The sequence below is a fragment of the Nocardia sp. NPDC051052 genome (genome assembly GCF_044456045.1).
Taxonomy (GTDB): Bacteria; Actinomycetota; Actinomycetes; order Mycobacteriales; family Mycobacteriaceae; genus Nocardia.
Genome location: NZ_JBITFL010000001.1, coordinates 479,376 through 504,880 on the forward strand (window position 1 = coordinate 479,376; position 25,505 = coordinate 504,880).

Below are 25,505 nucleotides of genomic sequence, written 5' to 3' on the forward strand. Positions count from 1 at the left end.
CACTGGTAATGTCAGGCACGGCGCATAAACCGATGGGCGTCCCCTTCTGTAGTGAGAATCGAATCGTCCTCGTGCACAAGAGAACCTGCGGCAGGCGAAGTCGATCGAATTCGTTCCCGTCGATTACTGCTGGAAAGCGCGGCCGTAATACCGGGCACCGGAAATGCTGCGGCGTGCGGCGGCATTCGCCCGGGCCGCAGTGGGAATAAGACCCATCAGGAAGGATCACCCATGTCCGAAACTGCCCTACCATCGCTGGACGTCCGCTACCGCGAGAGCGCTCCGCTGGTCACCGACCGTGGCATCGAGATCTATCACGAAACCAACGGCGACACCGGACCGAATGTGGTGCTGCTCAACAACTTCTACAGCATCGCCCCGATGTGGCGGACCTGGGCGCCCACCTTGTCGCAGGACTATCGGGTCACCACCTACGACCTGCGCAACCAGGGTGCGACGACGGCCGGCTTCGAGGCGGTGAGCTGGTCCGATCATCTCGATGATCTGCGCGACCTGCTCGACGGGCTCGGACTCGAGCAGGTCTATCTGGTCGGCACCTCCACCTCGACGCTGCTGGCCCGCGACTTCGCGATCGCCCACCCCGACAGGGTGGAAGGCGTTGTGTTGCAAGCGCCGTCGTTCTCGCCGTACACCAGCCGACGGCGCCGAGCCGTCACCCGGTCGTGGCTGAACACGCTGGAGAGCGCGGGCACCCCGGCCCTGTGGGATCAGCTGTATTCGCAAATCTTCTCCGATCAGACCATGGCGGCGGGTGGCAACGCGCTGTACCTGGGGCTGCGGGAGGTCTTCACCTCCCTCCACTCGGTCGCGTCCCTGCTGGCCAATCTGACCTCCTCGCTCGAGGCGGCGGACGACCCCGACTCGCTGTCCACCTTGGTGTGCCCGACGTTGCTGATCATCGGCGAGAACGATTTCCTCTGGAGCCGTAGCTCGGCCGAGGCCGCCGCCCAGCTGATACCGGACAGTGAGTTGCTCTTCCTGCCGAACATCGGGCACCTGCTGTCCATGGAAGCCACCGAGGCGGTCGAGCAGGGCATTCGCACATTCATCGGTGGCCTCGAATCGGCGAAGCAGCAATGACTTCGAGCCCTCCCGAAAGGCAGATTCCCATGAGCAATGCCGCAACGCATGTGGTGACCGGCGGTACCGGCCTGGTCGGCGCCGCCCTGATCCTCGAGCTGCTCGACGCCACCGACGACGAGGTGTTCGCCATCGTCCGCGGCAGCGACGACGCCATGGCGCAGGACCGGCTCGACCTGGCCCTGCAGACCGCCGCCGAGGATTTCGGCCGCGTCGACCTGATCCCCGACATCGAGCAGCGGGTCCGCGCCGTCGCCGGCGACATCCTCGAGCCCGGCTGCGCGGTCGACGCCGCACGACTGCCCCGGATCACTCAGCTGTGGCACTCGGCGGCCTCGCTGCGCTACGAGGATGCCTACGCCGACGAGATCTATCGGCTCAACGTTGGTGGCACACAGCATGTGCTCGACCTGGTGCGCGATCTCGGCGGTCCGCAGCTGAACTACGTCAGCACCAGCTACACCGCGGGTCGCCGCACCGGAGTGCAGTACGAGGAGGTCCCCGAAACCACCGAGTGGGCCAACAACCACTACGAGGTGTCGAAGATCCGCGCCGAGCGCCTGGTCGCGGGCAGCGGGTTCGACTGGCGGATTCTGCGGCCGAGCATCGTGGTCGGTCACTCCGGGACGGCGGCGGTCACCACCTTCTCCGGGATGTACGGATTCGCCAGCGCGCTGATGAAATTCCGGGAGCGGGTGGCGGAGGTATTCGCGCACATGATGCGGTACCGCGACGTGACCCTGCTGTGCGATCCCGTCGCCGAGCTGAACTTCGTGCCGGTCGATCTGGTCGCGCGCAACGGCGTTCAGGTGGGATTGCGCGGACCGGTGCGGTCGGTCTATCACCTGAGCAACGCCGAATCGCCCAGTACCCAGCAATTCATGGATATCGCGTTCCCCTGGGCCGGCCTGCGCCCGCCCCGGCTGACCGCGGATCGCCGGGAGCTGACCGGCATCGACGAACTGCTCGACGGCGCCATGGAGTTCTACGGCAGCTACTTTCACCACAGCAAGACATTCGATCTGACCAACACCGAAGCCGTGGTGGGGCAGTCGAATACCGGTGCGCCGATGGGGCAGCAGCGGTTGCGTGAGCTGCTCGACTGGTACCGATTGCGGATCTCCGCCGACGGCCGCAACTCCTTCCCGGCCAAAGTCGCTTTCGCTTACACCGAACCGGTCCGCTCGGCGGCTGCGGTGCGGACGTCGTAGGAGGTTCTGGTGCCACTCGATCGAATTCTGCGCGGCCTGATCCGATGGCAGACGGCCGACGGTCCGCCGCAGCTGTTCTCCGACCTGCCGGTCGAGGAGGCTCGGCGCCGATATCTGGCGAACGCGATCGGGTCGCGTCGTGATCGCTCCGGCTCGGACGCGATCGCGACGGCGGACCACACGCTCGACGTCGGCGACGGCAGCGTGCGGGTCAGGACCTACACGCCGCGCGAGGACGCCGAGCGGGTCGTCACCTACCTGCACGGCGGCGGGTGGGTGCTCGGCGACATCGAGAGTCATGACGGGCCGTGCCGGGGGCTCGCCGCCTTGCTGGACGCGATCGTGGTGTCCGTCGACTATCGGAGGGCGCCCGAATTCCCCTATCCCACACCGCTATACGACGCCATCGCCGCCGCCGGATGGACCGCCCGCCGCTATCCGGGCCGAAACCATGTGATCGCCGGCGACAGCGCGGGCGCCAATATGGCCGTTGGTGTCGCGGTGTACGCACGCGACGCCGGCGACTTCGATTTCACGGCGCAACTCCTGCTGTATCCGCCGGTCGATCCGAGCCTGAGTTATGTCAGGGACAGCGAGTGCGCCGAGGGCTACTTGCTGACCGGTTCCGAGATGCATTGGTTCTACGACCAGTATCTGCCGGATCGGCGGTTGCGCAGCGAGCCGGGCGTGGCGCTGTTGCACGCGGATCTGCGCGGACTGCCGCCCGCCATCGTCGGTACCGCCGAATTCGATCCGCTGCGCGCCGAGGGCGAGGCGCTCGCCGACAAGCTCGGTGTGGAAGGCGTTGCGGTGACGCATATTCCGGGTCCGGGGCTGGTGCACGGCTTCTTCCTGATGCAGGACCTCGTTCCGGCCGCGGCGGCGCACGGGCGCCGCATCGTGCGGGAACTGGACACGCTCCTGACTTCGGCGCACCGCGACAACGGCATCCGCGGCCAGGTAGCCGCAGCAGAGTTCGGAGCAAAGATATGAGTCACTACCGGGGCAACGTCCGCGACCTGGAGTTCAACCTGTTCGAGGTGCTCGGCCTCGGTCCGATCCTGGGCGCCAACGCGTTCGGCGATCTCAGCGTCGACGCGGTCGAGGAAATCCTCGCGGAGGTCAATCGACTGGCCGAGGGGCCGCTGGGGGAGTCGTTCGCCGACGCCGACCGCAACCCGCCGGTGTTCGATCCGGAAACGCACGGCGTCACGCTGCCCGAATCGTTCAAGAAGAGCTTCCGCATCCTCCGCGACGGTGGCTGGGGCAGGCTCTTCGTCGCCAAGGAACTCGGCGGTATCGAGGTGCCGCGGGTGGTCATGTGGGCGGTCGCCGAGTTGATCCTCGGCGCCCAGCCCGCGGCCTTCTTCTACGAGATGGCCGGTACCGCGTTCGCCAACATCTTCTACGACAACGCCACCGCGGAGCAGCGGGGCTGGGCGCGCATCGTCGCCGAACAAGGCTGGGGCGCCACCATGGTGCTCACCGAGCCGGACGCCGGCTCCGACGTCGGCGCCGGGCGCACCAAAGCCGTTGCGCAGGAGGACGGCTCGTGGCATATCGAGGGCGTCAAGCGGTTCATCACCTCCGCCGACGCCGATGACCTTTTCCCGAACATCATGCACCTGGTGCTGGCCCGTCCGGACGGTGCCGGTCCTGGCACCAAGGGGCTTTCGCTGTTCTTCGTGCCGAAGTTCCACTTCGATTGCGAGACCGGTGAACTCGGCGAGCGCAACGGCGTCTTCGTCACCGGCGTCGAGCACAAGATGGGCCTGAAGGTCTCGGCTACCTGCGAGGTCACCTTCGGCGGCAACGGCATTCCGGCCAAGGGCTGGCTCGTGGGCGAGGTGCACAACGGAATAGCGCAGATGTTCGACGTGATCGAACAGGCCCGCATGATGGTCGGCGTCAAGGCCGCCGCCACGTTGTCCACCGGATACCTGAATGCGTTGGCGTATGCGCGAATCCGGATTCAGGGCCGAGACCTCGCCCGCGGTGGGGGCTCGTCCGCGCCCAAGGTACCGATCATTCGCCATCCGGATGTGCGCCGCAGCCTGGCCATGCAGAAGGCATACGCGGAAGGTCTGCGCGCGGTGTACCTGTACACCGCGGCGCACCAGGATGCTGTTGTCGCCGAACAGGTTTCCGGCGCCGACGCCGAACTCGCCGCGCGGATAAACGGTTTGCTGTTGCCGGTCGTCAAGGGTGTCGGTTCCGAGCGGGCCTACCAGTACCTGACCGAATCACTACAGACCTTCGGCGGTTCGGGATTCCTGCAGGATTACCCGATCGAGCAATACATCCGCGACGCGAAGATCGACTCGCTCTACGAGGGCACCACCGCCATCCAGGCGCAGGACTTCTTCTTCCGCAAGATCGCCCGTGACCGCGGCGTCGCGCTGGCCCACGTGGCAGGCCAGATCCAGAAGTTCATCGACTCCGAAGCGGGCAACGGCCGCCTCAAGGGTGAGCGTAAACAGCTCGCCACCGCGCTCGAAGACGTGCAAACCATGGCCGCCACCCTCACCGCCCACCTGATGGGCGCCCAGGAGAACCCGTCCGAGCTGTACAAGGTCGGCCTCGGCTCCGTCCGCTTCCTGCTCGCGATCGGCGACCTGCTCATCGGCTGGCAGCTGCTGCGTCAGGCCGAGGTCGCCATCAACGCGCTCGACAACGGCGCCACCGGCCCCGACGAGTCGTTCTACCAGGGCAAGGTCGCCGTCGCCCAGTTCTTCGCCCGCAACGTCCTCCCAGAACTCACCGCAGTCCGCACCATCCTCTCGAACCTCGACACCGACATGATGGACCTGGACGAAGCCGCCTTCTAATAAACACCCCGAGGATCGTCCGCTGGTGGCCGACGCATTGGCGACCGCCGTCCACGAGAACGAACCCTGCTGCAGCCGCCATCGCATCACCGTGGACCGACACCATTCCAGGACCGCGTCAGCGATGCGGCAGTGTGCTCAGCCCACCCGGCGGGGGGACTCGACGACGGCTCTGATGCCGCGCACCGTCTCCAGGTAGTCGGCGATCGAGTCCCGGTTGCGGGTCAGGCAGTCGATGCGTTTCGTCAGATGATCGTGCTCGCGCTCCAGCATGGCGACCATCTCAGGTGTCGGATCGTCGAAGTAGATGCTGCGGGGCTTGTCCAGGCAGGGCAGGATCTGCCCGATGACCCGGGTCGGCAGCCCTGCGTCGAGCAGCCCTTTGATCTGCAGCACGCGGCCCACATGCGCTTCCTGGTACTCGCGGTAGCCGTTGAAGGAACGCCCGGGCGTGATCAGCTGCTGCTCCTCGTAGTAGCGAAGCAACCGCCGGGAGATGCCGGTGCGCTCGGCCAGCTCTCCGATTCTCATGCGCCCGAGCCTACGACGCCGCCGCTGGCCTGCGCTGTTTGACCTTCACATTGATGTGATGGTTGCAGACTCGCAGGGCGGCTGGGACACAGCCGCTTTCACCCGCGAATGAGGAGGACCGCATGGTTCCGATCGATGTCCCTGCCTTCTACCAGGAATGGGCTATCCGCAGCGGCGGCGTCGTCGACGCGGCCGCAGGGGAGGGGCCCGACACCCTGGACGAGGTACGGATCGCTTACCGAAAGTTCTTCCAGGACAGCTTTCCCGCACCGGACGCGATGACCTTCGCTGCTGTGGACGTCGGCGGGGTGGCCGCCGAATGGGCGACCCCCACGGCCGCCGTCCCCGGCAGGCACCTGATCTACCTGCACGGGGGCGCCTACCTCGTGGGCGACCCGCAGGGCTACCGCGGCCTGGTCGGCAATCTCGCCAAGGGTCTGCGTGCTCGCGCGCTGGTGCCGGACTACCGGCTCGCGCCAGAGGCGGTCTTTCCCGCCGCCGTCGATGACGCGGTCACGGCCTACCGCTGGCTGCTGGAGCAGGGTGCCGCGCCGGAGAACGTGGTGTTCGCCGGCGACTCCGCGGGCGGCGCGATGGCGGTGAGCGTCCTGGTCGCAGCCCGTGACCAGGGGCTTGCGCTGCCAGCCGCGTCGATCGCCATCTCCCCGTGGGCGAACCTCGAGCACACCGGGACCACCATGCGCACACTCGATGGCACAGATCCCTCCGTCGGCCGTGCGGGACTGCGCCGCGCCGCAGCCCTCGTCTTGGGCGGCGCCCCGCGGCACAGTCCGCTGGCCTCACCGGTTTTCGCCGACACCCGCGGTCTCCCTCCGGTCCTGATCCAGATCGGCGGGCACGAGGTCATGCTCAGCGACGCCATCCGGCTGGCCACCAAATTGGCCGAGGACGCCGTACCCACCCGCCTGGACATCGCACCGGAAATGGGACACGTGTGGCATCTGCTCGCCGGCCACCTCCCCGCCGCGGACAAGGCGATCGCCGACGCCGTCGCCTTCGCCGAGGAACACCTGCCCGCCGTTTGATCAGGCACCGAGTCGGTGGCAACCGTGCGGTCATTGCGGTGCGAATGCTGTGGGATCGATCGCCTCGGTTCGGTTGCCCGCCTCGGGGTACTGCCGTTGTGCGAGCGGCGGTCGGCCACCGGCACTTTGGGTTAGAGGCAGGAACGCTACGAATGATGTTCGATAACTTTCAGACCGCTGTCGTCGAGGACGGCACCGCATCAATCTTCGTCCGTTACAGCGGTATCGGAGCGCCGGTATTACTTTTGCACGGTCATCCGCGGACGTCGGCGACGTGGCATCGGGTGGCTCCGGCCTTGGTCGAGCGAGGTTACTCGGTGGTGTGCCCGGATCTGCGCGGGTACGGCCGTTCGCGTGGACCGGCTTTCACGACCGACCACACGGGCTATTCCAAGCGGGTGGTCGCGGCGGACATGATGCGCGTCATGCGGGCATTGGGGCACGACCGGTTCGCTGTCGTCGGGCACGACCGGGGCAGCTACGTGGCATTGCGTATGGTCCTCGACCATCAGGACGCCGTCTCGCACGTGGTGCTGATGGATTGCCTGCCCATCAGCGAGCATTTGTCCAGGATCACGCCGGAGTTCGCGACGCGGTGGTGGCATTGGTTCTTCTTCGCTCAGCCCGGCACTCCCGAGCGCGTCATCAATGCCGACCCTGACGGCTGGTATCAAGGCGATCCGGATGTCATGGGGCGCGACAACTATGACGAATGGCGGGCGGCAACGCGCAATCCGGAGGTGGTGCGCGCCATGCTCGAGGATTATCGAGCCGGGCTGACCATCGACCGGCAACACGAAGCCGCCGACCGCGCCGCCGGACGGCTAATACAGTGCCCCACCTTGATTTTGTGGTCGTTGCGCGATGATCTGGAGGAGCTGTACGGCAATCCACTCGACATCTGGCGATCGTGGGCCGTCGACGTGCGTGGCCACGGTATCGACTCCGGACACCATATGGCCGAGGAAGCACCGACGGAGCTCACCGGTGCATTGGCCGACTTTTTTGCGCGACCGCGACCGCGAGCGAGTGACGATGAGACGGTAGCTGTCCCGTAGCGCTGCACCCGAAATGGGTGGCGCGTGGTTTCGCGCACTACAGGCGGGGCATATCGGAGAGTGCCTACCCGACCCCTCATTTCGGAGGAACGTTATGAGCACCGATGCGATCGTGTTGCTGCGTGAAGACCACAAGGAGATTCGAAAGCTGTTCCGGGACTTCGAGAAAGCGGGTTCCGGCGCGTATGTGACGAAAGGCCGTGTTGTCGAGAAGATCATCGCGGGGCTCACCGCGCACACCTACATCGAGAACGAGTGCATGTATCCAGAAGTCCGCAGACTGGTTCCTGACCTGACGGACGATATTCTCGAATCGTATGAGGAGCATCATGTCGCCGATGTGCTCGTGCTGGAGCTGGCCGCGATGAAGCCGGATGACGAGCATTTCACCGCCAAGGTCACCGTGCTAATCGAAAACGTCGAGCATCACATCGATGAAGAAGAGCACGAGTGGTTCCCGAAAGTTCGGGAAAAGCTGGGCCGCAAGCAACTTCAGGATATCGGCGCGCGGATGATCGAGCTGAAGAAGCAGGCCCCGACATCACCTGCCCAGCCCTCGGCGGTGAAAAAGGCGGTCGACGCGGTGATCTCCTGACGCATTGGGGTCGGCGCGGTGTCCGGTCCGATATCGCCCAGGGTGTTGAGCGAAACCCGTACTAGGCACCATGTTTCGGCTCGTTCGCAGCCTGCACTAGCAACTCCAGCGCGAAGTCGACCGTTTGGCGCAGCACTTCGCCGGGGTCGCCCGGGAAAAGTTGACGCGATGTCTTCGTCGACGTCTCGGTGGCCACGGCGAACCACACCGTTCCCGGCGGCTCGCCGTCCTGCGTATCCGGGCCACCGACACCGGTCACCGCCACGGCTATGTCGGCGTCCATCAGGTCTTTGACAGTGCGGGCCATGGCCTCGGCGGCGTGCTCGGACACGACCGGGCCGTCGGGCACGCCGAGAACCTTGTGTTTGACCCGGCGCGAGTAGCCGACGACGCTGCCGCGAAAGAAGCTACCGGCGTCCGGCGCCGCGCCCACCGCGGCCGCGAGCTGTCCCGCGGTCAACGACTCCGCCACCGCGACGGTCTGCCCGGTGCCGAGTGCTGCCCGGGCGAGTTGTTCGGCGACGCGATGGCGCGAGTTCGCGCTGGTCATCGGGCGACGACCCGGATGGTGTCCAGTTGCGAGTCCGCGGCATCGGGCAGATTCATGCCCGCGGCCACGCCCGTGCGCAGGTACTCCACCACCGCTTCATCGATGAGCTCACCGGGCACGACGGCGGGGATGCCGGGTGGATACGGGGTGATCTGCTCCGCGGCGATGCGTCCGGGAGCGTCTCGGGCAGGCACATCCTGCACCGGTCCGAAGAACGCGTCGCGCGGCAGCAGGACGCTCTCCAACTGCAGTTCTTCCGGGCCTGGCAGTCGAATTGATGGGGATGCAGAGCCTTTCACGTCGTCCACGCAGGCACCCAATGCCTCGATGAGGGGGCCGACGGTGGTTTTGTCGTCGGCCATGGACAGCGTCGCCAGGATTCGACGGTGGTCGCTGTGGCCGATATCGAGGAGGCGGTGTTCGCGTAACCAGTCGGCGATCTGGTAGCCGGTGGCACCGGTCTCGGACACGTCGAGCAGTACCTGCAATCTATCCAGGTCGTGCGAGGCTTCGACACCGAGTAGTTCGTCTTCCAGCACAGTGATTCCCGTGGTTCCCGCGAGCTCCGTGCGAGCCCACCGGGCCACCTGGAGTGCGGCGTCGAGTAGGTCATGGCCCTGCTCGACCATCTGTCTGCGCCAACCGTCGAGGGCGCTGTAGATCAACACGTTCGGGCTCGTCGTCATGAGCAGGTCCGCGCACGCGCTGAGCCTGGTCCGGTCGATCAGATCACCCTGTACATGAAACACCGAGCCTTGCTCGAAACCGGCGCCCATCTTGTGCACGCTCACCACACACAGATCGGCGCCCACGTCCATCGCCCAGGTCGGCAGGTCGGGATGGAACGGCAAGTGCGCGCCCCACGCCTCGTCGACGATCAACGGTTTACCCCGCGCGTGACAGACCTCGGCGATGCCCGCGATGTCGGCGCAGGTGCCGTAGGGGCTCGGGCTCACGATCAGCGCTCCGGCCGCGTCGGGATGATCTTCCCAGGCCTGACGCACCTGCTCCGGCGACGGTGGATGGGAGAAGTGGCGCTCGGCATCCCATCGTGGCGTGATCCAGCGTGGTTGGACGCCGGAGAAGATCAGCCCGGCCACGATCGACTTGTGGCTGTCGCGGGCGACGAGCAGGCCGCCGTCGTGTCCGCCGGCCACCGCCATCATCGCCGCCTTTACCGACAGCGAACTGCCGCAGGTGGAGAAGAACGCCATCTCCGCGCCCACCGCGTCCGCCATCAACGCTTCGGCGTCTTCGAGATAGCCGCCGCGGTTGCGCCGATCGTCGAGCCCGGAACTGGCCAGCACATCAGCGCGAAACGCGTCCGCGCCCAGTACGTCGGCGACCCGTCGGTCGACGGCACGGCCCTGCCGGTGTCCGGGCGGTGTGAACCCGTATCGACCGATGCGCTGGTAGTCCGCCAACGCATCTACCAAGGGAGCTGTGGAGTGGTCCATATCCGGGGTATTACCCAGCATGGCAGCGAATTCTCAGCAAGGAACCCCTCGACTTCGCGCGAGGTTCTCGACCCGAGGTGTTCGGTTGCCCGCTGGATGGCGGCTCCGAGCGCACCACCGGCTGTCAGTTCCGAGCCCGCGGATCGAGCACGATTTTCACCGCGCCGTCGGTCTTCTGCTGGAACGAGGCGTAGGCCTCCGGCGCGGAAGCGAGCGGAAGACGGTGGGTGGCAAAGGTTTCCACGCCCAGCGGATCGTCGTCACCGAGCAGCGGCATGATGTCGTCGACCCATCGTTTGACATTGGCCTGACCCATTCGCAGCTGAATCTGCTTGTCGAACAACACCCGCATCGGCAGCGGATCCAGCATCCCGTCGTAGACACCGAGCAGCGATACCGTGCCGCCCCGGCGCACGATATCGATCGCCGAGTTCAACGCGGCAAGCCGATCGACACCCGCGGTATCCATCATTTTCTGTTCGACGACATCGGGCAGCAGACCTGCCGCCGACTGCGCGACGTGCGCGATCGGCGAGCCGTGGGCTTCCATCCCGACGGCGTCGATCACCGAATCCGTGCCGCGGCCATCGGTGCGCTCGCGGATCATGTCGCCGAGTTCGCCACCCGCGGCATCCAGATCGATCACCTCGATGCCGCGACCGGCGACTCGCGCCAGACGCTCAGGAACGCGATCGACGCCGATCACCCGGTAGCCGCGGTGCGCGGCGACCCGGCAGGCCATATCGCCAACAGCGCTGCCCCGCAACCATATTCGCGCGCCTGCGTGGTCTCGCACTGGGTCGGCAGCCCGGTGCGGCACATCAGGCACCCACCGCAGCTGATCTGGAACGGAATGACAACGCGGTCGCCCTCGGACAGTCCGGTAACCGCCGCCCCCGTGGCGACGACGCGTCCCATCGGTTCGTGACCGAGCACATCACCACTGCTCATATACGCGCCGAGCACCTCGTACAGATGCAGATCCGAACCGCAGATGCCGGTGGAGCTCACCTCGATGATCGCGTCGGTCGGCTCCTCGATTCGCGGATCGGGAACAGTCTCCACGGTGACCTTGCGCTTGCCCTGCCATGTCACGGCTTTCATCGCTGCTCCTGATCGCATCGGTCAATCGAACCCCCGGTGCCCTGGCACGTACCCCGGTGATGCGCGCCGAAACCGCGCTGCCCCGCCGCCGAGGCCGCGACCGGAGCCTCCTTGCTCGGTTGAGCCAAGTCACGGCGGGTACAGCCCCGCTAGTTCCATCCCCTCGGAAGGAGACATCTCATGACGTACGCACATCGGGAACCCGTTTCCGCACCGCGGCACGGAGACCAGAACGGCTTCCCCGACCACGCCAGAACCACTAGAAGCCACGCAGGTGAAGGCATCGAGGACGGCTACAACATCCCCGGAATAATCCTGTGCGCCCTCGGCATAGTCGCCCTGGCCCTGTGCCTGACCGCCGCCGCCTACGGTTTCGCAGGCTGGGCCCTCATCGCCGGCATCGCGTCAGCGGCACTAGCAGCCACCGGCGTCGTATGGATACTGCTCGAACACCGGCGCATCAAAGCCAAAGAAGGACTGGGCCTCACCGACCAGCGGGGGCATTGAGGGCAGCGCCTGACCGGGTCCAGCCGACCGCGGGTTCGATCCAGCAGCAGACTCGTGTTCCTCCGGTTGGAACACACTCGCGTCTCGCCGGGAGCGAGCAGGGACGCTGAGAGGCAATTTCCGAAGCTCTTGTTCGAGCGACGACGCCGTCTCGAGCCGAGGAACCGCGCCTCGTTCTCATGCTGCCAGGAGAATCCAAATGAACAGCACGTATCGAACCATCGTCGTCGATGTCGACGGGACAGACATATCCAAAATCGCTGTGCGACGGGCAGCGAGCATCGCCGTCGTCAACGGCGCAAAACTGATTCTGGTGTGTCCCTACGAAAAAACGCACCTACGGGACGCCGACGCAATAGCCGATATTCTGAAGAACGACGCGTACATGATCCGCGGCTCCGCACCCGCGAACGAAATCCTTCGCACGGCCGCAGAATGCACAGCAGAGTTCGACATCAAATCCGTCGCACGACGCGCCGTCCAAGGCCCACCCGTCAAGGCATTACTCGCAGTCGCCGCAGAAACCAACGCCGACCTCCTAGTCATCGGAGACCGAGCCACCAGCACCGCAATCGGCCGCCGACTAGGCACACTGTCCGATGCGGCCGCCCGCAAGTCCCACATCGATGTCCTCGTGGTCTATCCGACGTGTGAGAGGACGCGTGCCTACCGTTCAAAAAAGTCCGGAGTCCGCCAACGCTCCGCCGGCCTCCGCATGCTGCTACGGCCCCGTTTCGAATCGTGACTCGGTAACGCCACCGGTCCCGCTGAACGCGCCGTCGCTCGGGAAGCAATGCAATCTTGAATCAACTGCTGCAGGGCAACTTCCGTACGGCTGACCCCGCGTACTCAGTACAGTGACTGAAGCAGTGGCACATGCAGGGCAGTCGGAATCTGTGACCGAGGGGACAACTTGCCGATCATACTGGCGACGGTACGGGGATATGTGCTCGAGGAACTCCTCGCCAGGCTGTTGCAGGACAACGGTTATCGGCTGCTTGTAGCGGCAGATCAGGATCGAGAGGCACTGAAAGACAGCGGAAGAGGCCTGCTGGTCCGAGGCCGCGGCACGACCCACCAGGTCGACGTGCTCGGCGAATTGGATCTGCCGCTGCCCTTCTCGTTGCCGTTGCGCCTCTTCGTCGAGGCCAAGCATCGCAATCGTCGAACGGGCATCCAGCATGTGCGAAATGCCTATGGAACCATCCGTGATGTCAACGAGCACTACGGCACGCAGACGCCAGGGGCCTACCACATCCCGATGAAGCGCTACCAATATCAGTACGCCCTGTTCTCCGCCAGTGGCTTCACCAGGCCGGCGCAGGAATACGCTCTAGCGCAACAGATCTCGTTGATCGACCTGTCGAATCCGGGTTTCGATGCGCTCTTGGCAGCCGCCGATGACATCGCCACCCAGATCGTCGATCTGGCCGCAAAGGCTGGTCTCGCCTCACTCCCGCTGAATCAGGTTCGGCACGCACTCCGCCACACCCTGGGCACCTGGCCGACCAACGTAGACGACGAGGACTTCCCCGACCTCGCCGCTCACATCCACCAGATGCGTGGGCCAGCCGGCGAATCGGCCTTCCCGGCGCCTGCCTTCGGTCTGGCCGTCGCCCACGACAGGGAACAAGCTGGGCTGAACGTGGCACAACTGCGCGACGAGCCAGGCGACGAGTACTACGAGAGTTACGAGTACTACCAGGACTCGCCGCTGGCGCGGGAACTGCCGACCGGCCGGCTGGCAGCGATCGTGACCGGACTCGGTGACGTCGGGTTGGACAACTTCGTCCTCGGATTCCCGCCAGCGCCATTCGTTCTCGTACTGCAGGTCGACAACCCTGAAGCGTTCGCGGAGTACGTTGACAACGCACACAACACCGACGTCCGGGTGACTCTCGACTATCCCCGTGACCGCCGCGACAACCGGCCGCTCAGCAAGGACTGGGAGATCGTGCCGAAAGATGGTGAAGCCGGTTTCCGACTCAGCTTTACCCTCCCGGCCATCCTCGCCGACTGGATGCTGAGCGGGGAGGTGCCGATCTGGAGCCTGCGGGAAGCCAAGTCCACCCTGCTGTCATCGATCGCGATCGTGCGCGGTAACCGAGTCGTGCGTCTGCTATACCAACCGCATCGCGGATAAACCTCCGACGCCCACCGCCATCGCCGTGGCGGCCCTGCCGCTGGGCGCGGCAGTCGAGGAGTTGCTCCAACCTGGTCGCGAAGAGCGATCGTGGCGCAGCGCTCTCGCCCCTCCTCCGTTCCGGTCGATGTCGTTCGTCTCGCCGCACACACCAATACGCGATCGCGGCCTGGTCTTTACGGGCTGTCCGCACGAGGCGGCCGACACTTGTCATAGTGGTGGATCCAGCACGACCGACCGCCTGTTGCGACTCGCTGCATCACCGTAATACTAACTGCAACAACACATTCAGTGGTTCGCTGGATGGACCGGTGCATAGCAATCCGGCCGTCGGTCCGCCAGGCTGGTGAGGTTCCCCGGCAGTACACGGACCGCGATCGAACGCAGAGGAATGGTTCGAATGGGCCATTTCTCGACGACCTTCGCAGTATCGGATGGCAGGCGTCGATTCGACGATCGCCTCCGGCACCGGTTGTCGGGGGATGCGATTCCGTGGAGGGAGGTGAATCGGAAATGAGTATTGAACAGATGGCACAGGCGTTGATCGACCTGACCGAGGCGGACGAGACATCGTTGCGTTCCTGGTCGGAGATCGAAGACGCCACCTTCACTGCGTACGCGAGCGCGTACCTCGGTGAGACCTTGCCGCCATGCAAGGGATGTCACGGCGAGTAATTCCGTGACATAGCAGATCGGTGGAGCGCGGGGCCCCGCGCTCCCACCTCGAAGACGCTCGAAGACGAAGGGAAGACTATGAGCGCGCCGAGCACCGCGGAACGTACAGACCGGTACCCGGCCACCATCCCGATATTGCTGCGTGCAGAGCCGTTCACGGCGGTGGCCCCTAACTCGTGCAACGACTTCCAAAGCCGGGTCGGGCGTCCGACTGTGACCGATCAGGATGGGGCGACGCCCTGCGTCGTGGTGTTCACCCGCGCGGTGGATCGGGAGATCGACCGACTGTCGCTGTGGTTGGCAGCCCAGGGAATTCCGTTGTTGCGCATAGACAGCGACCGCTGCCCCGGGGCGGGGATGGTGTGGGATCCGGCGGTCGAGATACTGCACTGGGAATCGCATCGGTTCCGACCAAGAGTGTGCTGGCAACGCTACTTCACCACCGAGTCGATGCCTGTTCCCGACGACGCGCTGCTGGCCCATTACGGGCGCGAGCAGTGGCCGGTGTTCGCCTCGGCGCTGTTCGGCGGTGCGGCTCGTGCGGTGAACGCCGCGATTCGACCCGGCCACCCCGATCGTGTCAGTCAACTCACCGCCGCGCGCGCGGTTGGCCTGTCGACTCCCGCGACAGTGGTCGCCACGACGCTTGCCGACACCGCGGCCGCCATTCCCGGCGGCGGGGATCTGCTGGTGAAAAGCCTTGGGCGGCATGCGATCGAGCCCCAACCCGGCAGCCTGCGTGGCGTCTTCCCTCGACGGATGAGCCGTGCGCTTATCGCGGAGGAATGTGGTGTCGAGCCGGCTCCGGTGCTCGTACAGGAGTTCGTGCCCGCGTCGAGCGAGTTGCGGGTGTACGCCGTGGGGCAACGCCTCATCGGTTACCGGATCACCCGGACCAGCCCAGACGCTATGTGGACCGACCCCGCCTCGATACGAGTCGAGCCGGTGGTCCTCCCGGCCCGGCTCGAGGCCGCACTCGCCGAGCTGACCACGCTGTTCGGCCTCGACGTCGCCGCGTACGATCTGCTCGACACCGAAGATGGCCCGGTGTTCCTCGAGGTCAATACGGCGTGCGACTGGTTGTGGGCCGAAGCGGGAGCTGGCAGCGAGACCATTTCGGTCGCAGTGCGCGAACTTGTCGCCGGCCTGTACTCGGCGTATCAAGGAGCCGGCCGTGGCTAGGGTCAGGGCCGTAGCCTGCGGCGTGCTGTTCTGGGATGAGGGCAACCTGGTGTGGGACGACTACGTCCGGCAACGCCAACTCGCGCTTACCGAGGACAGCCAGGAAGTGCTGCGCTGGTTCGCGCAATGGCGTGAACTCGGTAGCGCACGAAACCGCCGACCACAGTGATCGCCCGCGCCGAACCTCGCAGCCGTGCCGGCACGACTGCGGTCGCTGCCGCGCCGGGACGCACCGTCCACAGCAACGCATCGCATCGACAAACCTACGGCGCGGCAACAGATTCCGCTGGCAACCCGGTGATCGCCGTCGCATCCAGTCGAGTCTGCGACACCCCCGCGACATGCAACAGCCGTGTCACCGACGACTCACCCATAGCAGGCCGCGTTCAGCGTCACGCTCGTCGCGTGCTCCGCCGGAATCCGATCGGCAGGATGGATCGCTGCCACCGGGCACACCGAAAAACACGCATCGCAGTCGATATATGCCGTCGGATCGATGAACAACTGTTCAGCCGCCTCGAACCCCGCTTCCCCCGGCTCGGGATGAATGCACCCCACCGGGCACACCTCCGCACAGGATGCATCCTTGTTCCCGACGCAAACCTCGGTGATCACATACGCCATCGCACAACCCTTCGCTTCCAGCCTCGCGAGCGTGCGCCGCCGCGCTCGGCGGCTGCTCGCCGTTCAATCGAGCCGCGGCGGCGACGCTGGCCGGGCTGGGCGCGAGCGCTCGCCGATATCGCGCTGCGACTGGCCTTCGGCGTGCCGCCTTCGCCAGCAGCCAAGCACCAATCGCGTTGCCCTGCAACACCAATCACACAACACCCACATGGCCAGCGGCTACCCGAACTTCGTTGTTTTCTGCGCCGTCAGGGACCCCAATCCAGCGCATAGTCGTCTCACACGCCCGGGGTGCAGCCGAAGGGCGCCCGCCGTTGCGCGTCGACCTCACTGAACCGATGCGAGACTCGTTAAACCGTGCCATCATCGACTGTGCGGGGAGTAGATATGGGGCGACTCGGTGGATTCTCACGATGAGCGGCAAGATCGGACCGGCTGAATAGCGGCAACGATTTGCAGCGCGGCCGTGGGCCGGGGAGGAGAGGACATGGCGACAGACGACCGATCGCTGAACGTGGTGCCAGACGCAGTGACGGCGGTCGGCAGGCAGGCCTATGACGTTGCGCAGCAGTTGAAGTCGGGATCGATGGCGTTGGACCGGGAAGTTCAAGCATTGTTCGGCACCTGGAAGGGGAGCGCCGCCGATGCGTACCGCGCGGGGTGGGATGACATGCACGATGGCGCGATGAAGACGTGGGACGCGCTCACCGACCTCGCCTCGAAGCTCGGCGTCAGTGTATCGACGCTGCAGGACCGGGACAACGCGAATGCGGCGCCGATCAGCTCGCTGACATTGGACTGACGGCATGTCCGACGAATTCGCGTTCGACCTCGACCACATCGACCAGGTGACCGCCCGCGCCCGCGGCTTCAAGGAGTTCTTCGCCGAGCATCTCGATCAATTGGACAACGTCGTGCAAGGCCTGATGCGCAGCGGGCGGTGGACGGGTGCGGCCGCGGCGGCCTACACCGAGGAGCATCGGGTCTGGATGGCCGCCGCGCGTGAGTTGCTCGACGGGCTTGCTCAGATGGAGCAGGCCGGACGGACCGCCCACGAGTCGTACTCGGACGCGGCGGCGGTGAATCTGCGCATGACGGGGGGATGAGGTGGCCGTTGTCGCGCCGCAGTCGTACTACACGGCCGCCGAGGCTTGCTACAAGCTGTCGACGGAATTCCAATCGACCTATAACCCGCTGCAGACCGCGCTTCTCGAAACCAGCGGGATGGCCGGCAGCTGCCAGGCCACGAAGGCGTGGTCCGACGCGTACGACGAGCGCGCGGGCGCCTTCACCCTCGCGGCGACCAACTTTGCCAGGGCGCTGCAGCATTTCGGCGACATTCTGATCGCGTCGGGCTACAACTGGGAATGCTCGAACTACGCGGCGAACCGCGATCCGAACAAAGGGACCGGCCCGGCGTGCCCGCGTCCTATCCCCTCCGAATTGCCCTATGGCGCAGGCATTGTCGTCGGTGTGGCGTCGTCGCGGAACAACGGACCCGGAATCGAGACCGATTTTCCGGAGCTGTACGACAAGGTCATCGCCAAGCTCGCGGGTGACAAACTTCCCGACGGTGACGTCTACAAGCTGGACCGCGCGGCGAAAGAGTGGAAGTTGTTCGCCGGCAACAACACTATCTTCGCCGCCGGACCTCGGCTGCGCGTCGTCGCCGACGGGCTGGGCAGGTTCGGCGCGGACGACATCCCGAACCTGACGGGCCACCTCAGGACGCTCGCGAAGAACGCGGACGAGATCAAGCTGGTCGCCGACGACCTCGCGAAGTCGACAGCCGAGCACCACGCCGCAGTAGTCGCGGTTCGCGCGGACATCAATACCCAGGTGGCGGCGATCGTCGTCGTCGCGGCGATCGGGTTCGCCGTCGCTGCCGTGGTGATCCGCAATCCGAAGGCGGCGACAGTGGATGGCACTGTGCTGGAGGGCGCCGCAACCGCTATGGCCGGTGCCGTCAGTACCTTCTTCACCGCGCTGGCCGGGATAAAGTTCAGCGCCGCGGCACTTGCCGCAGGTGCGCTCGCCACCATCACCGGCCTGACCATCTTGTCCATCGCCGGAGACTCGACATTCAACGCGAACTACAAGCCTCCGGCCAACGCCTATGATCCCGACGGGGCCAAGGCGCCAGGCCGACCGGGTGACGCGGAAGGATTCGCGCCCCCCAAAGGCGGTGACCGCTGGGTGCCCAATCCGAACGGTCGCGGCTTCGGCTGGGAAGATGCCGATGGAAATGTGTGGGTGCCGACCGGTCAGGGCGGTGCGGCACACGGCGGCCCGCATTGGGATGTGGAGTTCCCGAAGGGCGGCTACAAGAACGTCAGACCAGGAGGAGGAAGCTGATGGGCGACGGGTCGACGATGGTACTGGAGGCGACTGACGTCTGGTACTACTCGCATGGTGACGAGGCAGCGTTCTTCGAGTGGCTTGACCGGATCCCCTCGGTCCGCTCGTACGGTGGGCGACTCAGCACGTTGGAGATCGTCGTCGAGACCCCGGTAGATGACGACTCCCTGCGAGAACTCCTAGCCCTCTTCTCCCGGTACCGCATCGACTTGGCCCAACTTCGCCAGCTCGACAACAGCCAAATTGGCCCCTGGTTTCGCGACCCCCAAAAGTACTGGCACGAATCCATTTTCGGTACTTCTGCCTAAGCGAGTGGCGATGAGCGACACTCCAGCGACGGCACTACGAGGGTGTCGCCGGGGCGCAGGTAATCCAGGCAGGCCCACAGCTCTCCGCCCTCGGCGTTCTTGCCGGATTTCTTGTCGGTGAAGATCCGCTGGCAACCGGCCGCGGTGAGCGCGGCGAACTGGCGGTCGAGCAGCTGGTCGACACGCGGCCGTAGCCGACGAGGGCGCCACCGCGGCCGATCGGATTGAGCGCGTCACCGTCGAGGGCGAGCGGTTCGGCGATGTCGAGGCGTGAGTCGGGTTGGCCGTGCCCAGGACTGTACGAGAAAGGCCCGACAGAACTTGTTGAACACCAACCGTTTTCGACACGTTGCTTAGACACCATTCCGGGGCGGCCATCCTGGCGAATCCATCCGGCCGGGCCCGTGTGCAACAAACGAACGATTCGCAACACCACTGTTGGATGGCTACGCGCCTTCCGCGCCAGCGGGCGGCCAAGCCTGCGGTTCGATATTGGCGGGCTTCTGGTCGATATCCTGGTCCCAGTCGAATTTAGGTGCCGGAGGGCCCCACTGTCTCGGGTCAACGAACGAGATAGGCCCGCTACCAAAGTCCACCTTCTTGAACTGGACATAGCCAACGAAGGATGCGCCGCCGAACCGAGTGTTGCCGGAAAAGGTTGTGCCGTCGAACCGGGTGTTGCTGCCAGAGAAGGTTGCGCCGCCGAACCAGGCGGCATCGCAGAAGGTTGCGTCCTCGAACCGAGTGTTGCCGGAAAAGGTCGCGCCGTCGAACCAGGTATCTCCGCAGAAGGTCGCGCCGTCGAACCCGGTGTTGCCGGAGAAGTTCGCACCGCCGAACCGGGCGTTGCTGGAGAAGGTAGCGCCGTCGAAGCCAGCGTTGCCGGAGAAGATTGCGTCGTCAAACCGGGCGGAATTCAGGAATCTCACACGGCTGAAATCGACGTTCTCGAGATATGCCGTGCGGAAGTCGAAGCCCCTCGTTGACCAGCTGTATTCGGCGTTAAGTCGGAGGTGGTCGGCGATGACTCGGAGGATGGTCGCGCGGACTTCTCGGTCGTTGTGCCGGTATTCGTGGTGGCGTTCCTGGTCGTCGGCGCGGGTGTTGTCCGCTGTTGCACGGTGGTGTTTGACGACCAGTTTGCTCTGGTGGTTGGCGCCGAGTTCGGGGCTGTAGGGCAGTCGGAGGTATCCGCACAGGACGTCGATGCATTGCTGTTGGCGCAGTCCGTCGGTTTCGTCGGCGACACCGGCCATGGCGTACACCCCGGCAATGCGGACCGCGACGTCGGTGGCGCCGAGTTGGGCGGCCGCGGCGCCGAAACGTTCGACGAATCGGCTTTGTTCGATATCGCGTTGCCGCCGGTAAGCGATGACGAGGGCGACCACACCACCGACGCCGGCCACGACGGTCAAAGCGACCTTGGTCAGGTCGATCGGTGCGGCCTGCGCATTGCTCGTGGGTGTGAGCTTGTGCAGGACCCAGTAGGCGATGACGGCCACACCCACACCAGCAACGATGGCGAAGACGACCGCGGGTAGCAATTTGACCCGTCCCGCACGGCGGCTGATCGCCTTGTTGCGCTTACCAATCCGGGACCTGACCGGTTTGGTCGTGTTGCGTGCTGTCGCGCCGAGAGCGCTCACCCACCTGAGCATCGTTCGATTCTGCTCGCCGCCGAGCACCTAGGCTCAGTACTCCAGAATCTTGCCGCGACGAACACTGCCAGTGTTGAGAATCGATCGTTAGTTGGACACAGCACTGAGTTTCAACGCCGCGTTCTCCCGCTTTACCGCTGGCAGTACCAGCTATAGGCGCTGTTGGGATCGAGCACCCGTGCAGTCGCGCCTTCGTAACGCCAGCTGCAATAGGCGTTCATGTTGACCCCGCCGAGATAGGTGCTGGCGCTGGCGGTCGCCGGGTGAATATCGCGGCCACAGCGGCGAAAACAGCGAAGGTCGCGGCCGCCTTGGCCAGCTTTGCAGAACTCGGTTTCGTCATGGCGATCGTCCTCCGGACGGGCAACTCACGAGGGTTGGTTCCCGACGTACAACAGTTGCCGAACGCTCAGGCTATGGAACCGACCCCACTGCAGGTATCGGCTGTTCACACGACATACCTCCCGCGCGCGGCGAGAGGCCGTCGGCCCTCGACGATCCCGCGGACGATCCCGAAAGAAGGCCGATACCGAGGGGCCTCTGGAGCGACAACCGAAGTCGTTGCGCGGCGCCTCTTCTCCTCCCGAACCTTGTCCTCGGCGATTAGTTGCAGTTGTGTTCTCGAAATATGGAACCGGTGCGGGTATCTGTGCGTCCAACCACATGTACCCGATTCGAATTCCGTTTCGGGACAAGTGTTTTCGGGCGGGAAGCAACATGTCTGCAACGTATTCGATCGCTCGCCGTGCGGTAGGGTTCGCCGCGATCGCCTTCACCATGTTCACCGTCGGGGCCGGTGAAGTCATGGCAGCACCTGTACCTGCCGCACCAGCTGTCCAGTTTGTCACCAGCTACCCAGAGGTTGAAGCGGACGCGGACGGCAAGCCTCGCATGGAATGCAACCAGTTCCATGACGGTGAGAGGGTCAGCACCAGCGGCGGTGAGCGCAAGTTCATCTGCAACTATCACGACCCGATCTTCGGGAAGGGATACTGGATCTGGACTGAACTGATGCTCGCCGGATAGGGGCCCTGTCGTGACTGATCTGCCGTACAACCCGCGGTTGCGGGACCTGCTGGAGGCGGCACAAACCCTCGCTGAAGGGTTCGGTCAGTCCGCAGTGGGTGCCGAGCATGTGCAGTTGGCGATCCTGGGTGACGCTGCGGCGATTCCTACCCAGGTGATGGCGCGGCTGAAGCTGGACGCACCGGCCTTGGCTGCCGAACTACGCGAAATCATGGGTTCGGCGGGGTACAACGGGCGCAAGTAGGCTACGGACAGCCTGGCAGCGATCGCCCGGCTGCCCGAGTCCAGCAAGCCGAGCGCTTCCGCGGCCGCCTCATGACTCGTCCTCGCGCTCGAGCCGCGCTCATAGTTCGCTCGCTTGTCGGTCCCTTCTGGGATGCTTTGGGTTATGACGATGGGGGACCAAGATCGGCGGGGCAGTCTGTAGTCGGGTGAGGACTACCGGGATTTCATCGAGGACCCGATCATGGGCCGCATTGCCACCCAGTACACCGCCGAAATCCCGACGGTCATAGAAAAGTCCGGCCAGGACGCGCCCTCGTTCACCGAACGCATGGTCGAGCTGCTCAGCGATCGACGCACCCACAGCACGCCCCCGCGGTGGCTCCAGGCGCTTCCCCGATCGCGAAACTCCCCAGCGCCCACCGCTCTTCACCGGCGAAACGACCCGATAAGGAAACTGGCGGAACCCTACGTGGCTCGTCCCGGCACGTGAAAACGCTTGCGTGGCAACGGTGTTCACGAATTTGGCAATACCACCCGGGCCTGCCTGGTCAGCTGCACCGCATGCAACAGCTCATCCTGGGCGGCTGAGGGCCTGGCCGCTTCCTCCGCCGTAGGCTCCCGGGCCGCACCGCTGGCCGTGACAGCCGACAGATCCACCAAGCTCAAGCGATGCTCACGCGCCCATCAAGAGTCGAGGAGTTTTCCAGTGCTGTCGGGGCGGCGTGGGGCCTCGGCTGGTGCGACGCTAAGTCTGATAGCAGCATGTGCCCCATGTTTGCCCCACGGTGTGGAGTCGATCTTGCCCCACGTAAAGGGGACTCTAGCTGGTTGTTCGTCTGTGGACCTAGCGGGGCGTTATTCAAACCATGCTGACCTGCGGGAACTCGAAGCTGCGCGCGCCATGTTCGAGGTTGAGGACGCTCCAGCGACCCCTTGGCAGCGCAAGCGATCATCGCGAGCCAAGGCGTCATCTCGAACACCTCAGCGTCTCGAACGCAGACTTTCGCGCGCCGTGATCGAGCAGCTGATTCAGGCTTACCGCGACGGTGCGTCGACGGCGGAACTCGCCAAACGCTACCGGGTGTCCAAGAGCGCGATCCTGGAACTGCTGACCAAACGCGATGTTCCGCGGCGCTACCAGCCCCTGACCGAAGCCGACATCGACCGTGCTGAGCGACTCTACATCGACGGCCACTCTCTGACTGCCTGTAGCGGGCTGACGGGGTTCCCGGCCAGCAGTATCAACCGCGCCCTCAACAAACGCGGCACCCCGATGCGATCCGCAGGCCGGTCCCGCTCCGTTGGCCTATAGCGCAACGCCAATTCGGTGTGTCGCCACGCCGAATCTCGAATAGATTCCACCGCCACAGCAATCGATCAGCAATTAAATGGGTCGGCGAGAAGCAATCTAACCGGACGCACCCGAGGACAACTACGCGAACCAGGTGATCCGTCGCTGCCAACGCGACGTCACGTTCGCCGTCCGTGTCGATTCTGCGGCGGATCGACGTATTGCACACTGCGGGAAGGAAATAGCTGGTTGAGTGTTGGGATGAGCCGTATGATTCTTCTCTTTGGAGGGGAGTGAAGGTGACGCACGCCAACGTACCGAATTTCGATGAGCGGCTCGCTGGCGTGCATTCCCCACCTTCACCCAGCTACGGCGATGGCAGCGTCAGGTTCTGTCGGCTTACGGCCAGCATAATCTCGAGGCCAGCAACGTCGCGATCGAGACGCCGACCGGTAAGGGTGACCGCACGCATCGCCGCCCATTCCGATTCGTGCTGCTCGCGGATCTCGGCATACATCCGCACGGCCCGCTCACGCAGCTCGGCCGGGTACTTCTTCCTCGACGACACGACTCCATCCTTCACAGAAGATGAAGTCCCCGGACTCACCGGTGCTGGTATTCGGGTTCCACTGAACCTTCGTCAGCAACGGTCCCACAAAGGCAATTCATAGAAATTAGCGGGAGCACGGCTGCCTCCGACCATGACTTCGATCAATGGGCTCGCGTCGTGTTCCTCAACGCCGAGCAAGGCTCGGACTCGTTCGGGGTCATAACCGCAGAGCGCTTGGCAGTCGAGTCCCAGACCGGCAGCTGCGAGGTAGAGCCGTTCCACGACAAGCCCAGTTTCCATGTTCTGGATGCGGAACCATCGATTACCCCAAGCCCGGAGCGAGGTTACGTAGTCGGTCACAGGGAAGAAGCAGACCGCGGCGCGGGGTGAGTCGAAGATCGGTGCGGACAGAGTGGCGTGCAGTTGCCGGCGGATATCACCGGTGCGCAATACACCGAGGGCGTGGCGCTGATTGGTGTAGAGGTATACACCCGGCATTAGGCCATCGACCCAGTTGACCACGCAGATCAGCGCGGTTCGCCGGGGTGGCGCGGCGTTCATCTGTAAGTCGCTGCGGTACGGGCGCATAGCGGATTCAAGAAGTGCGGCCAGTGTTTCCACCGAGATCGATTCTCCGGAGAAGTATCCGAAGCAGGTCCGCCGAGCCGCCGTGGGAAGTGGGGCCGGCCCGGTTGTAGCCGGCAGTGGATGCCAGACGGTGGGTTGTGGAAGGTTTGCCGTAAGCGGAGGCACAGCACGGTCGAGCGATTCGGTTTCGGCCATTGCCCGTCGATGTAGTTCTGACGGAAGGGCAGAGTCCCATTCCATCGGGGGCCCGTCCGGAACTGGGCGGCCGCCCAGGGCGACGGGCGCGGCGTAGGTGGCTGGGGCGAGGTCGATTTGGGCATAGACGCACTCCCGTTCCGGTCTGCAACCCAGCGCTGCCGCCACCTGGCGGTCGTCGAAGCAGTAGCGCACAAACGGCCGCAATCCCTCCACCTCGGCGGCCGCCACCACCTGCCCGATGAGGACGCCGGTGTCCAGGCAGTGCAGGCGATAGCCGAAATCGCCGTACTTGATGATGTTGCGATCCAGCACGGCGGCCAGGTGCAGCCGGAACGGATGCCGGACGGCCGTAGGTCGCCGTAATAGACCATGGTGCCCAGGAAGATAGAGGTAACAGCCGTCGGCGAGGCCGTCCGCGCAGTCGACCTCGGCGTACACGTTGCACGGATAGCGGGCACCACCTGACGGGACGGCGCGCCGCGCATGACCTGGCAGGTAACCCAGGCCGAGGCGGTCGTCTCCCTGCAGGCGGTCATCCATCCCACCGGGCGCATGCCACCGCTGCCGCGAGAGTCCGTAGGATCGACGGAGAATCCTGGCGAGCACCTCGGCCCGGCTGTCGCCGTCAGGTTGCCACGGCAGTGGCGCGATCAAATCACCATCGACCAGCTGCGGGTACACCGACGGCGCC

28 protein-coding genes and 1 pseudogene are annotated in these 25,505 nt (G+C 64.9%); 20 read left to right on the forward strand and 9 right to left on the reverse strand.

Annotation, left to right across the window (positions count from 1 at the left end; genetic code table 11):
* The first annotated feature begins 231 nt into the window (after positions 1-231).
* The 4 genes from ACIBCN_RS02015 to ACIBCN_RS02030 are packed head-to-tail and all read left to right on the forward strand — an operon-like array spanning position 232 to position 5,140.
* Positions 232-1,101 (forward strand): alpha/beta fold hydrolase, encoded by an 870-nt coding sequence (locus ACIBCN_RS02015; RefSeq protein ID WP_396989597.1) that lies wholly within the window; start codon positions 232-234, stop codon positions 1,099-1,101.
* 29 nt (positions 1,102-1,130) lie between these two features.
* The gene (locus ACIBCN_RS02020) at positions 1,131-2,312 is read left to right on the forward strand and encodes an SDR family oxidoreductase (protein ID WP_396989598.1); all 1,182 of its coding nucleotides are present in this window, start codon (positions 1,131-1,133) and stop codon (positions 2,310-2,312) included.
* Between the two features lie 9 nt (positions 2,313-2,321).
* Complete coding sequence (locus tag ACIBCN_RS02025) at positions 2,322-3,305, forward strand: alpha/beta hydrolase (protein WP_396989599.1); 984 nt, start codon at positions 2,322-2,324, stop codon at positions 3,303-3,305.
* Positions 3,302-5,140: an acyl-CoA dehydrogenase gene (locus tag ACIBCN_RS02030; RefSeq protein ID WP_396989600.1), complete on the forward strand. Its 1,839-nt coding sequence runs from the start codon at positions 3,302-3,304 to the stop codon at positions 5,138-5,140. The genes ACIBCN_RS02025 and ACIBCN_RS02030 overlap by 4 nt, the downstream gene beginning before the upstream one ends.
* Before the next feature lie 138 nt (positions 5,141-5,278).
* Here the strand turns inward: ACIBCN_RS02030 and ACIBCN_RS02035 are convergent, their stop codons facing one another.
* A complete protein-coding gene (locus tag ACIBCN_RS02035) occupies positions 5,279-5,671 on the reverse strand; it encodes a MerR family transcriptional regulator (RefSeq protein WP_396989601.1) in 393 nt (130 codons plus the stop codon).
* A 122-nt stretch (positions 5,672-5,793) separates the two neighbouring features.
* Between ACIBCN_RS02035 and ACIBCN_RS02040 the strand changes: the two genes are divergently transcribed.
* The 3 genes from ACIBCN_RS02040 (at position 5,794) to ACIBCN_RS02050 (ending at position 8,370) form a co-directional block, all read left to right on the forward strand.
* Positions 5,794-6,717 carry an alpha/beta hydrolase gene (locus ACIBCN_RS02040; protein WP_396989602.1) on the forward strand — a complete coding sequence of 308 codons (924 nt, stop codon included), beginning with the start codon at positions 5,794-5,796 and terminating at the stop codon, positions 6,715-6,717.
* A 98-nt stretch (positions 6,718-6,815) separates the two neighbouring features.
* Complete coding sequence (locus ACIBCN_RS02045; RefSeq protein ID WP_396989603.1) at positions 6,816-7,775, forward strand: alpha/beta fold hydrolase; 960 nt, start codon at positions 6,816-6,818, stop codon at positions 7,773-7,775.
* A gap of 94 nt (positions 7,776-7,869) precedes the next feature.
* A complete protein-coding gene (locus ACIBCN_RS02050) occupies positions 7,870-8,370 on the forward strand; it encodes a hemerythrin domain-containing protein (protein WP_396989604.1) in 501 nt (166 codons plus the stop codon).
* A 61-nt stretch (positions 8,371-8,431) separates the two neighbouring features.
* Here the strand turns inward: ACIBCN_RS02050 and ACIBCN_RS02055 are convergent, their stop codons facing one another.
* The 3 genes and pseudogenes from ACIBCN_RS02055 to ACIBCN_RS02065 form a co-directional block, all read right to left on the reverse strand.
* On the reverse strand, positions 8,432-8,920 hold the full coding sequence (locus tag ACIBCN_RS02055) for a CinA family protein (RefSeq protein WP_396989605.1): 489 nt from the start codon (positions 8,918-8,920) through the stop codon (positions 8,432-8,434).
* Positions 8,917-10,377: an aminotransferase class I/II-fold pyridoxal phosphate-dependent enzyme gene (locus ACIBCN_RS02060; RefSeq protein ID WP_396990157.1), complete on the reverse strand. Its 1,461-nt coding sequence runs from the start codon at positions 10,375-10,377 to the stop codon at positions 8,917-8,919. The genes ACIBCN_RS02055 and ACIBCN_RS02060 overlap by 4 nt, the downstream gene beginning before the upstream one ends.
* A 124-nt stretch (positions 10,378-10,501) precedes the next feature.
* A pseudogene (locus ACIBCN_RS02065) lies at positions 10,502-11,481 on the reverse strand (alcohol dehydrogenase catalytic domain-containing protein).
* A gap of 180 nt (positions 11,482-11,661) precedes the next feature.
* On the opposite strand from ACIBCN_RS02065, the gene ACIBCN_RS02070 reads away from it, so the two are divergent.
* The 6 genes from ACIBCN_RS02070 (at position 11,662) to ACIBCN_RS02095 (ending at position 16,157) form a co-directional block, all read left to right on the forward strand.
* Positions 11,662-11,988 (forward strand): hypothetical protein, encoded by a 327-nt coding sequence (locus ACIBCN_RS02070; protein WP_396989606.1) that lies wholly within the window; start codon positions 11,662-11,664, stop codon positions 11,986-11,988.
* Between the two features lie 199 nt (positions 11,989-12,187).
* Positions 12,188-12,733: a universal stress protein gene (locus ACIBCN_RS02075; protein ID WP_396989607.1), complete on the forward strand. Its 546-nt coding sequence runs from the start codon at positions 12,188-12,190 to the stop codon at positions 12,731-12,733.
* Between the two features lie 168 nt (positions 12,734-12,901).
* Complete coding sequence (locus tag ACIBCN_RS02080; protein ID WP_396989608.1) at positions 12,902-14,131, forward strand: hypothetical protein; 1,230 nt, start codon at positions 12,902-12,904, stop codon at positions 14,129-14,131.
* Between the two features lie 513 nt (positions 14,132-14,644).
* A complete protein-coding gene (locus ACIBCN_RS02085) occupies positions 14,645-14,806 on the forward strand; it encodes a hypothetical protein (protein ID WP_396989609.1) in 162 nt (53 codons plus the stop codon).
* A gap of 78 nt (positions 14,807-14,884) precedes the next feature.
* Positions 14,885-15,988, forward strand: coding sequence for a RimK family alpha-L-glutamate ligase (locus tag ACIBCN_RS02090; protein ID WP_396989610.1), 1,104 nt, complete (start codon positions 14,885-14,887; stop codon positions 15,986-15,988).
* The gene (locus ACIBCN_RS02095; RefSeq protein WP_396989611.1) at positions 15,981-16,157 is read left to right on the forward strand and encodes a hypothetical protein; all 177 of its coding nucleotides are present in this window, start codon (positions 15,981-15,983) and stop codon (positions 16,155-16,157) included. The genes ACIBCN_RS02090 and ACIBCN_RS02095 overlap by 8 nt, the downstream gene beginning before the upstream one ends.
* A 197-nt stretch (positions 16,158-16,354) precedes the next feature.
* On the opposite strand, the gene ACIBCN_RS02100 is transcribed toward ACIBCN_RS02095, so the two are convergent.
* Positions 16,355-16,612: a ferredoxin gene (locus ACIBCN_RS02100; protein WP_396989612.1), complete on the reverse strand. Its 258-nt coding sequence runs from the start codon at positions 16,610-16,612 to the stop codon at positions 16,355-16,357.
* 487 nt (positions 16,613-17,099) lie between these two features.
* Here ACIBCN_RS02100 and ACIBCN_RS02105 point away from each other — a divergent pair, with 487 nt between their 5' ends.
* From ACIBCN_RS02105 to ACIBCN_RS02120, 4 genes are read left to right on the forward strand one after another with little or no spacing between them, the layout of a single operon-like run.
* Positions 17,100-17,414: a WXG100 family type VII secretion target gene (locus ACIBCN_RS02105; protein WP_396989613.1), complete on the forward strand. Its 315-nt coding sequence runs from the start codon at positions 17,100-17,102 to the stop codon at positions 17,412-17,414.
* 4 nt (positions 17,415-17,418) lie between these two features.
* Positions 17,419-17,718, forward strand: coding sequence for a WXG100 family type VII secretion target (locus ACIBCN_RS02110; protein WP_396989614.1), 300 nt, complete (start codon positions 17,419-17,421; stop codon positions 17,716-17,718).
* 1 nt (position 17,719) lies between these two features.
* Positions 17,720-18,967: a polymorphic toxin type 37 domain-containing protein gene (locus ACIBCN_RS02115; RefSeq protein WP_396989615.1), complete on the forward strand. Its 1,248-nt coding sequence runs from the start codon at positions 17,720-17,722 to the stop codon at positions 18,965-18,967.
* Complete coding sequence (locus tag ACIBCN_RS02120; RefSeq protein WP_396989616.1) at positions 18,967-19,278, forward strand: hypothetical protein; 312 nt, start codon at positions 18,967-18,969, stop codon at positions 19,276-19,278. Before ACIBCN_RS02115 ends, ACIBCN_RS02120 begins: the two co-directional genes overlap by 1 nt.
* Here ACIBCN_RS02120 and ACIBCN_RS02125 read toward each other — a convergent pair.
* Positions 19,275-19,451 carry a recombinase family protein gene (locus ACIBCN_RS02125; protein WP_396990158.1) on the reverse strand — a complete coding sequence of 59 codons (177 nt, stop codon included), beginning with the start codon at positions 19,449-19,451 and terminating at the stop codon, positions 19,275-19,277. The genes ACIBCN_RS02120 and ACIBCN_RS02125 overlap by 4 nt on opposite strands.
* Before the next feature lie 273 nt (positions 19,452-19,724).
* Positions 19,725-20,963 (reverse strand): pentapeptide repeat-containing protein, encoded by a 1,239-nt coding sequence (locus ACIBCN_RS02130; RefSeq protein WP_396989617.1) that lies wholly within the window; start codon positions 20,961-20,963, stop codon positions 19,725-19,727.
* 690 nt (positions 20,964-21,653) lie between these two features.
* Between ACIBCN_RS02130 and ACIBCN_RS02135 the strand changes: the two genes are divergently transcribed.
* The 3 genes from ACIBCN_RS02135 to ACIBCN_RS02145 all read left to right on the forward strand — a co-directional run bounded on the left by ACIBCN_RS02135 (position 21,654) and on the right by ACIBCN_RS02145 (position 23,499).
* Complete coding sequence (locus ACIBCN_RS02135; RefSeq protein ID WP_396989618.1) at positions 21,654-21,962, forward strand: hypothetical protein; 309 nt, start codon at positions 21,654-21,656, stop codon at positions 21,960-21,962.
* 10 nt (positions 21,963-21,972) lie between these two features.
* Positions 21,973-22,206, forward strand: a complete 234-nt coding sequence (locus tag ACIBCN_RS02140; protein ID WP_396989619.1) for a Clp protease N-terminal domain-containing protein — start codon at positions 21,973-21,975, stop codon at positions 22,204-22,206.
* Positions 22,207-23,199: 993 nt separating this feature from the next.
* Positions 23,200-23,499 (forward strand): helix-turn-helix domain-containing protein, encoded by a 300-nt coding sequence (locus tag ACIBCN_RS02145; protein ID WP_396989620.1) that lies wholly within the window; start codon positions 23,200-23,202, stop codon positions 23,497-23,499.
* Positions 23,500-23,845: 346 nt separating this feature from the next.
* Here the strand turns inward: ACIBCN_RS02145 and ACIBCN_RS02150 are convergent, their stop codons facing one another.
* Positions 23,846-24,046, reverse strand: a complete 201-nt coding sequence (locus tag ACIBCN_RS02150; RefSeq protein ID WP_396990199.1) for a hypothetical protein — start codon at positions 24,044-24,046, stop codon at positions 23,846-23,848.
* Positions 24,047-24,118: 72 nt separating this feature from the next.
* Positions 24,119-25,495, reverse strand: a complete 1,377-nt coding sequence (locus ACIBCN_RS02155; protein ID WP_396989621.1) for a nitroreductase family protein — start codon at positions 25,493-25,495, stop codon at positions 24,119-24,121.
* Between the last annotated feature and the right edge of the window lie 10 nt (positions 25,496-25,505).